Origin of the sequence: Paenibacillus sp. FSL M7-0896, from assembly GCF_037975415.1 — a bacterium.
In the GTDB taxonomy this organism is placed as follows: domain Bacteria; phylum Bacillota; class Bacilli; order Paenibacillales; family Paenibacillaceae; genus Paenibacillus_AQ; species Paenibacillus_AQ silagei.
In genome coordinates this window covers 7,094,750-7,107,892 of sequence record NZ_CP150250.1, presented here as the reverse complement: position 1 = coordinate 7,107,892, position 13,143 = coordinate 7,094,750, and the positions used below count along the sequence as shown (strand labels likewise).

Here is a 13,143-nt window from a genome sequence, read left to right as displayed (position 1 = left end):
ACACAGCACAAACCCCTCCCGCATGTTTGCAGAAGGGGTAAGATAAATCGCATATGTTGCTTACTTCGCAGACTTTCCGCTCAGGATAGCTTTCACCTGGCTGACCATTGCCGCTGCGTCAGCGCTGGTGACGCCGTCCTGGGGACGGAAGCTTCCGTCTTGATCCAGCTTCACGATCTTGAGGGCAAGCGCGGTCTGAATGGCTCCCGAGCTCTGGATATTGATCTTGTCATTATCCTTGATCTCCACCGGGATCAGCTTGATCATCGGCAGTTGGCCGCTGGTCTGGAGCGTGTTGATGAGCAGATACGTGAACGATTCGCGGGTTACGCTCATATTCGGATTGATTTTGATCTGAAGATTCGCCTCAGGTCCGGCAGCATCCTTGATGAACTGGACGGCCTCGTTTGCGGAGATTGTCTTGCTTACAGCACCGGGTGCCGGATGGGCCTTCAGATAATTCACGGCATTTCCGGCGATGGAAGCAGCCGCAGGACGGGTAATTGCCGCCTTTGGATTGAAGTTCCCGTCGGCATCCAGCTCCACGAAGCCAAGGGCAAGGGCGGTCTGGATAGCTCCCGAGTTCAGGATGTCGATCTGATCGCCGTCCTTCACGTCTTCTGGAATGACATTAATCATCGGCAGTTGCCCGCTGGTCTGTAAGGTATGGATTAACAGATACGTGAAGGCTTCACGTGACATGCTGGCCGCCGGAGCAATCTTGATCTGCAGGCCGGCTTCAGGACCGACTGCTTCTTTAATAACCTGCACAGCTTGTTCTGCGGTCAGGACCTCATCCGTAGCAGCAGGGGCTGGATGGGCCTTCAAATAAGCGAGCGCGTTGCTGATGGCGACTGCCGCTTCCGCACGGGTGATCTCCTGCTTCGGGTTAAGCTTGCCGCTGCCATCCAGCTTCAGGACACCGTAATTCAGCGCACGCTGCAGGGCACCGGAGTATTCCACCTTCACCTGATCCTGGTCGGCGTACTCCACCACCACCGGTTTAATCATCGGCAGGCGGTTCGTGTTCTCCATCGCATCAATAAGCTGGTAGGTGAATTCTTCGCGGGTCAGCTTCTCACCAGGCTTCAGATCGGCAGGCAGGTCCAGACCATGCACACCGGCAATAATCAGCGCCTGTGCGTACCAGGCGGAGTCATGGGCATTCTTAAAATAGTCGGTGGCATGCGGCTCCTTCACGAACCGGATCGCATTCAGATTCAGATCAAGCGCACTCACGATCATCTGCACCCCCTGGGCTGCTGTGATGCTGAGGTTCGGGCCGAACAGATCCGCACTGATGCCTTTAATCAGGCCGCTGTTCTGAAGGGCAATAATCTTGTCTTTGTCCTGCACGTTATGGATATCCTTGAAGGCTGCGGCCGAGGCGAATTGTTGTCCTGTGAAGCTGAGCGCCAGAGCGGCGGCTGCGGATAAGGTTATCATCTTGAATGTATTCTTCATGTCCAGTCACCTCGTAAGAGTAGTTTGTGGTTTATTTGTGATCATAGACGGCGGCTTAGTCAAAAAGGTTCCAGCAAAAATAAAATAATCAAAATCATAAATAAACGCAAAAAAAAGCACTGCCTATGCGGCTAGTGCCGTTTTTTCATACAAATCTCCTGCCATCTCATAAGCCATTCATACTGCTTGTCACAGAATTCTTTCGTTACAGACTGTAGCCCCTGGCAGCGGACAATGCGGGAGAGAATTTGATAATGCCTTACCGCAATGAAGTCAAAAATCGCGTAGATCTCAATGTCACTCAGGGTTCGAACCTTAGAATACCCGTTATAGAAGCGTTCAAATAAACGCTGGGTAGCATCATACATTGAGTCGTGATATCGATTGAAATGAGTAGCGTCAGACATGTATGCCACGTCCATGCCGGGATAGTCGCCGGAGGCATCATCAAAATCCATAAAGATATACTGCCCATGGCGGTTACTAATCATGTTGCCTGTATGAAGGTCGCCGTGACAAAAGCCATGTGGAAGCTTTGACATATGGCCCCACAATTGATTTCCATATTGTTCAAGAGCAGCCATAGAGTTCGAATCACAGTCCAGTTCGCTCATAATAGAGAGATAATCATCAATATATTCATTTTTTGTCCGCTTAATCAGTTGTTCTCCAGGGTAATTCTGCATTAGCTTATGAAGCTCGGCTGTCTGGTAACCGATAAGCTCCGCTTCGGCAAATCCATCAGGATTGTCACCCTCTACATAGTCGTAGAGCACAGCGGTAAGCCAGCCCTCCTGAGCTGCAAGAAGAATGTGATTCTTTTGTCTGGCAGTTCTCAGGACCGTCACAGCCGGAAAGGAATGAGCCTGCAAGTAGTCAAGAATTCGAAGAGACTGCATGGCATCGGCTGTTTTGGAGCTGCGGTATATTTTGAGCACATAACGTTTACCCCCGCCCTCTGCAAAATAAACCGAGCCAATCATCTCCCGGTGAAGCTTGATCTGCTCAATACGTAACGAGTAGGATTGGTTAATCTCACGGATAAGATGATCATGGTTCATCTGGCAGCGTCCCCTTTATTGAATGGCTCCAACTGCTATTCATTATCCTAGGGGAGAAACACAGATGTATAGAGAAAGATTGATTATAATTATACCTCCGCCGCAACAATCTGATTCCGGCCCTGATGCTTGGCGGCGTACAGGGCTTTGTCGGCAGACTTGAACAGGTCGTTCAAGTAGGTGTTCGCCTCGATGGCAGGCGGGATCTTGAATTCAGCGATGCTGAGCAGTCCCATGCTGATGGTGATGGACACAGGCTCATCGATATAATCGATGTGGATGGCATTGTGCTCAACCTCGGATTTCAGCTGCTTGGCCAGACGGCGCGCCTCGGCTCCATTCGTATCCGGCAAATAGATAATGAATTCCTCTCCGCCGTAGCGGGCCAGAATATCGGAGGGCCGCAGGCTGCGCTGCAGCAGCTCCACTGTGTTGCACAGGACCATATCTCCGGCCAGATGGCCGTGCTGGTCGTTGATTTTTTTGAAAAAATCGATGTCGATCAGTATAATAGTCGAAGGTGTCCGGGTGTCGCTGACCCGCAGCGCCTCCTGCTCCAATTGCTGCATCAGATAATGCCTGTTGTAGCAGCCGGTCAGGCTGTCGGTGATCGCCAGCTTCCTCAGCTTGCCGTTCGTCTGGAACAGCTCCTCCTGTACCTTCACCAGCGAGTCGTTGCGTTCCTTCAGGATCGCATTCTGCTGGTTCGTCTCATCGATGAGCCGCCGGATCTCGGTAACATTCTGGAAGGTGACAATCCGTCCGACCCGGCTGCCGCTCACCATAATGGGTGCTGCATGAATACTGACAACCATTTGGATAAGGGGATGCAGAATTTCCAGCTCGGCCGTCTCCAGCGGATGCTCATGGTATTTCTCAAGGAAGGACTCGATCTTCATGGCAGGTTCATCCGGCAGATAGCTGCTCATGTTGAACGCCGCACCCGTCACAAGCGGGATATAGGGATGCAGGGCATGATTGATCTCTACCACTTGCTCCTGGTCATCCAGCACGAGAATTCCGTATTCCATGGTATTGATAATATCCTGATGGGCGATAGTTACGATATCGAATACTTTGTCCTGGTGGATCGTAATCACAAAGAACGTAGCCGACACCACGATACCCAGCGAAGTGAAGCCCGGAATTACCGGCAGATAGTCATCCAGAATGACATTGAGAAGCACATCGATCATAAGGAAGACGCATAGGGCTGTAATGCCTTTGAGCATATACATAACCTGATTCTTGACCCGTGCAGCCTGATTAGAGGTCAGAGCCACGTAGATGACATACATGGACACGAGGGCGTTAATGACAAGAAAGGTCATGCTGATCCAGAAAATAGGTCCGTAGATGCGCTCCACATACCCTCCGTTCACCGGACGGACGAACCATCCATAAGGATTGAGCACCACTCCAAGGGAGGTCAGTACTGCAGGGATCACCAGCGCGGACACTATTTTTCTGTTAAGGAACTGGGATTGTCCCGCGAGCAGAATCGTGAAGAAGATCCAGCCCAGGCCCAGCAGAGAAGCATCCACGAAGGCAAGCTTCACATAAAAGAGCTGATAGAGAGGATCATCCACGGTTCTTATGGCAAACTGGCAGTAGGGCCAGATCAGCATGGAGAAATGGAACCCTAAATAGACCTTGTGCAGCTTGGTAATGGTGACCGTAGCAACGATATAGATGAGCAGCAGGAACAGAAGGAAGCACATAATCAGGTCAATCCAAGAGGCTAAGGCCAATATGTTACACCTTCTTGATTTTAATAGTATTTATTGATTTTTGTGGGTCTTAGGTCTTATATATTGTTTTTAATATATAATTAGCGTGTGCAGATTACAAGATTTTTAGATAAATCTATCGGAAAATATTGGATTGGGAGGGGAACGCATGAAGTCGATCAGCGTGCAGAGTCTTGTAGAGAAATTCCATCTGGAGGTGCTCGCCGGAGCGGGCCGGATGGACCGGATCATCACCCGTCCAAGGACGCACAGACCGGGTCTGGAGTTTGTCGGTTATTTTGATTTTTTTCCGATGGAGCGGGTGCAGGTCCTTGGGCGTAAAGAGATCAACTACCTGTTAACGCTGAGTGTAGAGGAGCGGATGCTGCATATCGGCAACATCGTCAAATACCATCCGCCGTGCTTCATCGTGACCAGCGGCCAGCAGGAGATTCCTTATCTGACACTGTTCTGCGACCAGGAGGGCATTCCGCTGCTGCGGACGCCGGAGGTGACCACCGAGTTCATCGCCAAACTGGACAGCTTCCTGGTTAAGACGCTCGCGCCGGAGCTGTCGATCCATGGGGTATGTGTTAACGTGTCGGGGATCGGTATTCTGCTGCGCGGCAAGTCGGGAATTGGTAAAAGCGAGACGGCGCATACGCTGATCCGCAGGGGCCACCGCTTCGTGGCGGATGATATTGTGGTGCTGAAGAAGCTGGGTCCGGCGACGCTCCTCGGGACCCATAATGAGACCACGCGTGAATTCCTGGCGCTGCGCAGCATCGGCCTGATCAACGTCGTGCGGCAGTACGGGCGGCGGGCGTTCCAGGATGAGACGCGCATCGTACTGGATATTGAGCTTGCCCCCTGGCAGGAGAATTCGCTCAACAATGAGCTGGAGCTGGTGCCCCAGTTCACCGAATATCTCGGGGTGCAAATCCCGCATATTGAGGTCCAGCTTCAGCCGGGCCGCGATGTAGCCGGTCTGATTGAAGCGGCTGCGAACAACTGGTATCTCAAGCAGCTGGGTTACAGCGCGGTGGAAGAATTCATGCAGCGGATTGAGGACGGGATGCAGTCTTAAAGGACGACAGAGAATGAAGGTCCACACTCCTGGGCAACTTAGGGGAAAGACAGCAAGGGAGTGTGTCCTTAAATGGCGAGAAGAAGCAGAAAATATGCTGTACCAGGTTCCGCCCAGGGAATGCAGACGTTCAAAGCGGAGGTTATGAGGCAGGAAGGATATCACGTAGATCCGAATCACCCGGACGATGTGAAATACGAGGTGGCGAAGGAACTGGGCATTCCGCTGCAGGCCGGAAATAACGGCAAGCTGACGACTGAGTCGGCGGGACAGATTGGCGGCCGCATCGGAGGCTCGATGGTTCGTGAGATGGTGCGTCTGGCACAGGAGCAGCTGGCGGGTAAGCAGAAGTCTTAGCATGCGCTCTAAGATTTTTATGCCGCATACCAAGAGATCCCCTTTCTTAATCAGAAAGAGGATCTTTTTTGGCATGTGCTGACTGTAGTTAAAGCTGCAATTACGGTTCAAGGTAGGCTGCCGCTGTAATATTTATACTCTGAATTAATCTTGAATCCGGCACGGAGATAGAGATCCAGCGCCCGGACATTCCCGGTGACAACACTTAGGCGAATAACCGGGTAGGGCTTCTGCGACAGGATACCGACGGTCTGTCTTAGTACCTTTTCGCCAGCCCCCTTCCCCTGATGGGAAGGCAGAATACAGAAATTATGAATAAAAGCCGTATCCTCATTGATATAGTTGACCCGGATCAGGCCGATTCGTTCACTCCCTGTCCAAGCGATATACGTTATCCGCTCAGGCTCATCCGTCTGTGTGAAATACTTGCGCGTATCGTCTTCCGGTTCTCCGAAGGCCTGGGAGGAGCAGGAGACCATGAATTCGAAATCCTCAGGCACAGCGGGAAGCAGGATTAGCTCTGAAGGAAGCGGGCTGGCGGAATTCATACCGGCGTAGGACATGGCGTATTCTGACCGGTCAAAATCCCCGCCCAGGGCCTGCGCCGCCAATAGTCCTGTCTGCGAGCTGGCGGGAATTTTGTAGCTGAGCCGCTGTACGCCAAGAGGCTCAATGTCTGCTCTGGCACGTTTCACAAGGCTGCGGAACACACCTTGCCGGCGGTAATCCGGATGGACCATGGCATTGATCTGCGCATAATCACTGTCCGCAGAGAACCAGCTAAGCAGGCCAATGAGCTGATCCTCGCGGTAGCAGAGCAGGGCATGGTCGCCGTCTTCCTTGACGAGATGCTCCAGGTCTGAGCTTAATTGGATAGAATCGGCCTGGCTGCACTGCTGCTCCAACGCTTTAATGTCCGCTGCCTGCTGCTTGGAATGGTAGGTCATTGGTATAATGCTATTCAATTGGAGAAGCCGCTGGAACTCCGCAACATTCTCCAGAATGCCGTCCGGCGCAAGATCATAGGCCTGACTCTGGAAGGTGGGTAGCCAGCGGACAGCGTAGGTCTGCATTCCGGCAGCCTTGCCTGCGAGAATATCCGCATTGCTGTCCCCTACGAATATGGCCTGGGAGGGTTCAATGCCCAGTGTTCGCAATGCCGAATGTATACCTTCGGGATCAGGTTTTGGCTTCGCCACATCATCGCCGGTAATCGAGAGATCGAAGAAACGCTCCAGATCCAGCGCTCCGGCCGATATCTGATAGGCCCGCCTGCTTTTACCGGTAATGACTCCAAGCTTCATTCCCTGAGCCTTCAAGGCTTGAAGTAATCCAAGGATGTGCTCATTATTCTGGAATTCTTCGAAATGCCCCTGCTTATATATTGAATAATAATCCTCTATTGCTTGTGGAACCGAAGCCGGATCTGTGAAATTTCCGCCGATGATGCCTTCCTCGGTAGGACCGAACATCGCGACAAGCTCATCGCGGGTGACTTCTCTCTGGTCGTATTGCTTAAATACAGCCTGGAAGGCACGAAAGGATAACGGCAGGGTGTCTGCCAGAGTTCCATCGAAATCAAACAGCACAGCTTGAATGGACATAAAGACAGGGCCTCCTTTCGATTGGGTTCATGCGGGTGGGACGGTACCCCAGCATTATTATGAAGTAGGCGTGCCCTGAAGCAGGCTGTTTCTGTAATTCATGAGCGGGGCCAGCCAGACCATGCCGGTTCCCCGGTACACGTTGACCAGGCCTTCGCCTGAGGCGGCGGAGCCCAGACGGGTCTTGCCTGACTTCTCGACCGTGAAGTCCAGAGAGTTGGACCACATGAGAGCGAAGTTCCCGTCCACCTTCAGCACATCATTCTGCAGCTCGACCACGACAGCTTCCTCGGAAGGAATGGGAGCTTCGAGGGCAAGAATCCCTTTGCCGCGCGCGCTCAGGTTGAACAGCCCTTCACCGCCGAGGACGGCAGAGGAGATGTTTTTGCGTGCCGCAACGGAGATGTCGAGCGTAGTCTCACAAGCCAGGAACATGCCGTCATCGATTACGATATGGTCGTTGTCCACATCAATCAGCCAGAGGTATTTGTAGGTGGTCTCCAGCAGGATGGTTCCGGTTCCCTTGTAGAGCGGTTTGACGGCACTGGTTCCGGTTGCCGCCCCCGACAGCATATTACGCATCAGTCCTCCTACGCCTTTAATGCCGGAGGTCATCTCGATATTGCCGATCATATACTGCATGGCTCCGGCGCTCAGCATCACCTCATTGTTATTCAGCTCAATCATCAGCTGCTTGTTGCGCATATTGCTCTTACTCATGAAGAAGTTGGTCTCTGCTTCATACCGGGTAGTGGTGCTGAGATCCTCTTTGTATTCGATGATGCTGAAGCCGCCTAGCTGCTCTTTAATGATTACGTTGGAATTGTCCTTCAGATTATTAATGGTAAAAGCCATCGATACCCGCTCCTTCGGTTGCTGTAGTTATGCAATGCTGTGCATCATGCCTTCAAAGCATACGTATTCGACACTTCTCGCGGGGTTCCTTGAATTCCGGGAGAAAAAACGCATACAATAATTCCTTTACTTCTAATATCAGGTTAGCGTAATGTTCTAAGTATAGTGCTCAGAATACAAACGTATCTCTTGACACCAGCATTAGAACCGAAAGGAAGTTAGCCTTGTTTGAGACGCTGCTGCTCAATTTTTTGTTTATGCTGTTTCCGGTGCTGATATTTCTGATTTTCTTCGAGAACAGGCCCCACGCCTACAATCATAAGATTCTTGTACTGCTCATCGCCGCCACCATGATCCTGTGTATCGCCAAGCCGATCCGGCTGGAGACCGGGTTCATCTTTGACTTGCGGTATGTTCCGTTTGTGATTGCGGCCTTGTATGGAGGGTACAAACATACCCTGCCCTTATATGTGATTCTGAATGTGTACCGTTTCTACATAGGCGGTGAGGGAACCGTCCAATCTTTACTTTTTTCGACAGCAGTCCTCATTCTGGTTCCTTCCCTAAGCGCCAGATTTCTCCGTTCTAAGCCCAAGGGACGGATCTTGTGGGCTACCTCTATCGTGGTCCTGACGATGGGCTGTTATCTGATCATTCTGGGCCAGATCATGAATAAGCTGGATACCCAGTTCTGGACGCTTGCCTTCTATGCCTTAACTACGCATGCGGTGGTCATGGCGATCCTAATGATCCTGCTGGAGCAGATCCTGGCGAATCTCAGGAACCGTGAGCGGATTATGCAGTCGGAGCGGCTGAATGTGGTCAGTGAGCTGGCGGCCAGTGTCTCCCATGAGATGCGCAATCCGTTAACCGTGACCAGCGGCTTCCTGCAGCTGCTGAATCTCTCCAAGAACCTCTCCCCGGAGGAGAAGGGGTATGTTGAGCTGTCACTGCTGGAGCTGAACCGGGCGGAGAAGATTATCAGCGATTATCTGTCTTTTGCCAAGCCGCAGTCGGAGAGCCGGGTCTACTCCAACCTGAAGGCTGAATGTGAGTACACCAAGAATGTGATCCTGCCGTATGCCACGATCCACAAGGTTGCGGTTGAATTCAGCTTCAACAACCCGCTTAGCACCCATTATGACAGTAATGAGATGCAGCAATGCCTGATTAATCTGTACAAGAATGCGATTGAAGCGATGGATGGGGTGGAGGATGCGGTCCTGTCTATTGCTGTCTTCGCGAGCGGACAGAGTATTATCATTACCATCCGCGACACCGGTGTCGGAATGACCAAGGATGAGATCTCGCGCCTGGGCAAGCCGTATTACTCCACCAAGGCAGACGGGACAGGGCTCGGAATGGTCATGGCCTATAACACGATTAACAAGCTCAAGGGCCGTATTGAGGTTACCAGCGAGAAGGGCAAGGGAACCGTCTTCCGGATCATTATCCCGGCCTAGCGCACGGCAACAGTGGGAAACTTGGTGTGAAAATGATAAAGTATCTCTAAGAGAACTTGGAACTATTAACCGGGAGGCTATGGGTAATGAGAGAAGAATTAATCGCGCAATTGAACGCTTGGCATGAGGCGGACGAATATGAAGAAATCGTATCCCGCATCAAAGAGGTGCCGACACCGCTGATCGATGAAGAGCTGGCGGTACATCTGGGCCGGGCGCTCAACAATCTGGGCCGCTACCGGGAAGCGCTTAAATGGTTCAACAAAGCGGCAGATCAGGGTAAAAAAGACCCGCTGTGGCATTTCCGTGTCGGCTACGCCCACTATTATCTGGACGAGTACGATCAGGCGATCAAAGCATTCAAGAAGGCGAACAAGCTGGACCCTGAGGATCAGGATACCCTCGAATTCCTGGAATGGAGCCGCAGTGAGAAGGCGGCGCTGGCCGCTGCGGACGAGGAGAGCGAGGATGCAGAAGAAGCTGCCGAAGCGGATTACGCTTCAGATGCCAGTCCCGATGCGGATTCGGATGCGGCAAAAGAAACGAAGCACTAGGGCTTGACGGCCGGTCTGGCCGAAGCATACAATGAAAGTCAATCTTATCAAAGAGGTGAAATGGATGCCATTCCGTACCGTCGCAAGGAACTAGTTATCGGGCTGGGTAGAACGCGTACCAGCCACCAAGGGGGAGGTCTGTCCTCTTGGTCACAGCTAACTGGATTCTTGTACGGTGCCTGGAAGGTCATTCTTTATGAGCCGGGACACTGAGTTATTCCGCTTGAAGACTATACTGCCGGGGCAGGAGTCTTTGGCGCGGAGTGGCGAGGAGAGTTCCCGGCTTTTTTGCCATACTCTTATGAATAAGATTGGAGATTGTGATCATGTTAAAAAAATGTCTTGTCCACCTCAGAGGGTGGGCCGCTCTGTATATAGGTCTAGGCTTCGCCATTCAGCTCTTAAGCAGCTTGGGCATTGTTGTCTTTCAGCGGATTCTGGATCAGGCGGTGGCGGGAACGGGCTTCCGTGAAATCCTCTACGGGGTTGTCTTCTACGGGATGCTGCTCGGCCTGAATGTCCTGCTGAATTATGCGGATGAATATCCCAGCGCCTATCTATCGAACAGCATCACAGAAAGACTGAAGATTATGGCCTTGTCCAAAATTTCCAGAATGGATTATTCCGCCTATCAGAACATGGGCACAGGCCAGATGATCAAGGTGATTGAGAACGGCGCGGCGGCCGGGAACAGCATTCTGTTCTCTTTTATCCTGAAGACGCTGCATGAGCTGCTGCCCACCATTCTCTTCAGCCTGCTCTTCATCAGCTACTATGACCTCAGAATCATGCTGGTGATTGCGGGCGGGTACGTGGTCATCTTCCTGTTAACGAATGTTCTGCTCAAAGTTCTCTACCGGATCAAGGAATCGGTGCTTATGCAGCAGGAGGCCATGTCCCGGTACGGGGTCCGCGGCTTCATGGAGCTGGTCGTCTTCCGCACCAACAAGAAGTACGCGCAGGAGATCGGCAGACTGAACAAGGCGGCACAGCAGATTATCAGGCAGAGCGCGAAGCTGCAGATGATTCATGAATCCTTCTTCGCCTTATTCGAATTGTTCATTACGGTCATTAAGGTGATTGTGCTGTTGTACGGCGTGAAGAATGTGGTCTCCGGGCAGGCTTCTGTCGGGGTCATGGTCGCGCTGTTCATGTTCATTGAGAAAATCTATACGCCAATCGCCATCTTCAACGTATTATTCGTCGGCTATAAGCTGAACAGGGTGACCTATCAGCGGTTCGAGGCATTCCTGAATGCCCCCGAGGACCGGAATCTGGAGCAGGGCAAGGCGCTTGCGCAGCTACAGGGCAGCATCGAATTCAAGGAGGTATCGTTCAGCTATGGAGAGGTGCAGGTGCTGGACCGGCTGTCCTTCTCAGTCGCGCCCGGAACCTCGGTTGCCCTGGTGGGCTTAAGCGGCAGCGGTAAGTCAACAGTCATTAAGCTGATTACAGGCCTGCTCAAAAAAAGCGGCGGACAGCTGCTGGTAGACGGCACGGATATTGATGAGCTGAGTCTGGACAGCTACTATGATCACATCTCATATCTGTCGCAGGACAGTCCGATCTTCGACACCACTATCCGGGGCAACATGGTGTTTGAGCAGCAGGTCCCGGATGAGGAGCTGTATGCAGTGCTGGACAAGGTTCATCTGAAGGAGAAGGTACTGGAGCTGCCGGAGAAGCTGGAGACGCGGGTTGGGGAGCGCGGGCTGAAGCTGTCGGGCGGGGAGCGGCAGCGTCTGGCTTTTGCCCGGGCGATCCTGCAAAAGCGGAATCTGATCATCCTCGATGAGCCGGTATCGGCCCTGGATAATATTACGGAGCGCAGTCTGATGGAGACGGTGTTCGCGGAGTTCAGGCATAAGACGGTCATTATTATCGCGCATCGGCTGAATTTCATCAGCGGCGTGGACCAGATTCTGGTCATGGAGCAAGGCAGACTGGCGGGGGAAGGGAATTTCGATTCCCTGATCCGGGACTGCCCGTCCTTCCGTACACTGTGGAATAATGGCAGGGGGCAAACGGATTAAACTATCTTTTACCTTGTGGACGATCCTGTGCCTGAACTATGCTGGGGGCAGATAGAACTTGAAGGTGAGGGTATGCGTATTATGAATCCGGTACTGTCCAGGATGAGGCTCGAAACGGAGCGGTTAATCATCCGTCCCTATATGGAAAGTGATCTTATGGCTTCGTTCGGGCTGATGCAGAACCCGGAGGTGCTGGCCTTCATGCATATGGAGGTCATGTCCATGCATGAGTATGAGGGGATGTTCCGCTGGCTGATGTTCAGCTATCATACGCCGTTCGAGCTGCCGTTCAAATATTCGTTCGCCGTCTGCGATAAGGCTACCGGCCGGCTGATCGGCTGGTGCGGGACCGGCGTGCTGGAGTTCATGGCGCCGGATGCGGAGCTGTATTATCTGATCGGGCGCGAACACTGGGGCCGGGGTTATGCTACCGAAGCTGCTGCGGCGATGGCGGACTTTGCCTTCGGTGTGATCGGACTGGAGCAATTATATGCCAAGGCAGATCCGCGCAACACCGCGTCGCTCGGGGTGCTCCGGAAGCTGGGCTTCCGGGTGGAGCAGGAGCTGGCCGGATTGACCGGCGATTATGAGGATTGCAATGGGGAGCTGCTGCATGTGCTGAGGAAGGAGTGGTTTGTGGAGCGGTTTAAAGGTGACTTGGAGGAACTGGAACAAATTTAGCTGGAACAAATAACGGGTGCCGTCCCTGAGGGGGATGGCACCCGTTTATGCGTGATGGATGCAGCTGTATAGAATGCAGTAGTTTTGATTAATCGGCGGAATCTGGCACGTTCGAATTGAACATTCAGAGATAGTTGTATTCCGTGCATTTAAAACCCTGATAAGGATGGTTTTCCTCTTCTAACTGTAGCTTGTACAACTAAATCTGCTCGAATGGGGGAGATTCGGGTAAATTGGGCGATTTAGTTGTAGTA

At 52.2% G+C, this 13,143-nt stretch carries 11 protein-coding genes; 6 read left to right on the top strand and 5 right to left on the bottom strand.

The window, feature by feature from the left end; genetic code table 11:
- Positions 1-60 precede the first annotated feature (60 nt).
- The 3 genes from MKY12_RS30755 to MKY12_RS30745 form a co-directional block, all read right to left on the bottom strand.
- Positions 61-1,464, bottom strand: coding sequence for an S-layer homology domain-containing protein (locus tag MKY12_RS30755; RefSeq protein ID WP_339312096.1), 1,404 nt, complete (start codon positions 1,462-1,464; stop codon positions 61-63).
- 131 nt (positions 1,465-1,595) lie between these two features.
- A complete protein-coding gene (locus MKY12_RS30750; protein WP_339312094.1) occupies positions 1,596-2,525 on the bottom strand; it encodes a phosphotransferase in 930 nt (309 codons plus the stop codon).
- An 89-nt stretch (positions 2,526-2,614) separates the two neighbouring features.
- Positions 2,615-4,276, bottom strand: coding sequence for a diguanylate cyclase (locus tag MKY12_RS30745; RefSeq protein ID WP_339312093.1), 1,662 nt, complete (start codon positions 4,274-4,276; stop codon positions 2,615-2,617).
- A 148-nt stretch (positions 4,277-4,424) separates the two neighbouring features.
- Here MKY12_RS30745 and hprK point away from each other — a divergent pair, with 148 nt between their 5' ends.
- Together hprK and MKY12_RS30735 are read left to right on the top strand one after the other, a co-directional pair.
- On the top strand, positions 4,425-5,342 hold the full coding sequence (gene hprK / locus MKY12_RS30740; RefSeq protein WP_036691698.1) for an HPr(Ser) kinase/phosphatase: 918 nt from the start codon (positions 4,425-4,427) through the stop codon (positions 5,340-5,342).
- Positions 5,343-5,414: 72 nt separating this feature from the next.
- The gene (locus MKY12_RS30735) at positions 5,415-5,699 is read left to right on the top strand and encodes an alpha/beta-type small acid-soluble spore protein (RefSeq protein WP_036722845.1); all 285 of its coding nucleotides are present in this window, start codon (positions 5,415-5,417) and stop codon (positions 5,697-5,699) included.
- Positions 5,700-5,806: 107 nt separating this feature from the next.
- Here MKY12_RS30735 and MKY12_RS30730 read toward each other — a convergent pair whose 3' ends face one another.
- Positions 5,807-7,303, bottom strand: a complete 1,497-nt coding sequence (locus MKY12_RS30730; RefSeq protein WP_339312092.1) for a GNAT family N-acetyltransferase — start codon at positions 7,301-7,303, stop codon at positions 5,807-5,809.
- Between the two features lie 57 nt (positions 7,304-7,360).
- Positions 7,361-8,158, bottom strand: coding sequence for an AIM24 family protein (locus tag MKY12_RS30725; RefSeq protein ID WP_036722844.1), 798 nt, complete (start codon positions 8,156-8,158; stop codon positions 7,361-7,363).
- A gap of 224 nt (positions 8,159-8,382) precedes the next feature.
- Here MKY12_RS30725 and MKY12_RS30720 point away from each other — a divergent pair, with 224 nt between their 5' ends.
- From MKY12_RS30720 to MKY12_RS30705, 4 genes are all read left to right on the top strand, one after another.
- Positions 8,383-9,621, top strand: coding sequence for an ATP-binding protein (locus MKY12_RS30720; RefSeq protein WP_339312091.1), 1,239 nt, complete (start codon positions 8,383-8,385; stop codon positions 9,619-9,621).
- A gap of 86 nt (positions 9,622-9,707) precedes the next feature.
- A complete protein-coding gene (locus MKY12_RS30715) occupies positions 9,708-10,175 on the top strand; it encodes a tetratricopeptide repeat protein (RefSeq protein ID WP_339312090.1) in 468 nt (155 codons plus the stop codon).
- A gap of 326 nt (positions 10,176-10,501) precedes the next feature.
- Positions 10,502-12,208: an ABC transporter ATP-binding protein gene (locus MKY12_RS30710; protein WP_339312088.1), complete on the top strand. Its 1,707-nt coding sequence runs from the start codon at positions 10,502-10,504 to the stop codon at positions 12,206-12,208.
- 81 nt (positions 12,209-12,289) lie between these two features.
- Positions 12,290-12,889, top strand: coding sequence for a GNAT family N-acetyltransferase (locus tag MKY12_RS30705; protein ID WP_339312086.1), 600 nt, complete (start codon positions 12,290-12,292; stop codon positions 12,887-12,889).
- The last annotated feature ends 254 nt before the right edge of the window (positions 12,890-13,143 follow it).

Bases quoted from the DNA above. Each gene is read 5' to 3' on its own strand.
- MKY12_RS30755 (WP_339312096.1), bottom strand. From the start codon at position 1,464: ATGAAGAATACATTCAAGATGATAACCTTATCCGCAGCCGCCGCTCTG.
- MKY12_RS30750 (WP_339312094.1), bottom strand. From the start codon at position 2,525: ATGAACCATGATCATCTTATCCGTGAGATTAACCAATCCTACTCGTTA.
- hprK (WP_036691698.1), top strand. From the start codon at position 4,425: ATGAAGTCGATCAGCGTGCAGAGTCTTGTAGAGAAATTCCATCTGGAG.
- MKY12_RS30735 (WP_036722845.1), top strand. From the start codon at position 5,415: ATGGCGAGAAGAAGCAGAAAATATGCTGTACCAGGTTCCGCCCAGGGA.
- MKY12_RS30730 (WP_339312092.1), bottom strand. From the start codon at position 7,303: ATGTCCATTCAAGCTGTGCTGTTTGATTTCGATGGAACTCTGGCAGAC.
- MKY12_RS30725 (WP_036722844.1), bottom strand. From the start codon at position 8,158: ATGGCTTTTACCATTAATAATCTGAAGGACAATTCCAACGTAATCATT.
- MKY12_RS30715 (WP_339312090.1), top strand. From the start codon at position 9,708: ATGAGAGAAGAATTAATCGCGCAATTGAACGCTTGGCATGAGGCGGAC.
- MKY12_RS30710 (WP_339312088.1), top strand. From the start codon at position 10,502: ATGTTAAAAAAATGTCTTGTCCACCTCAGAGGGTGGGCCGCTCTGTAT.
- MKY12_RS30705 (WP_339312086.1), top strand. From the start codon at position 12,290: ATGAATCCGGTACTGTCCAGGATGAGGCTCGAAACGGAGCGGTTAATC.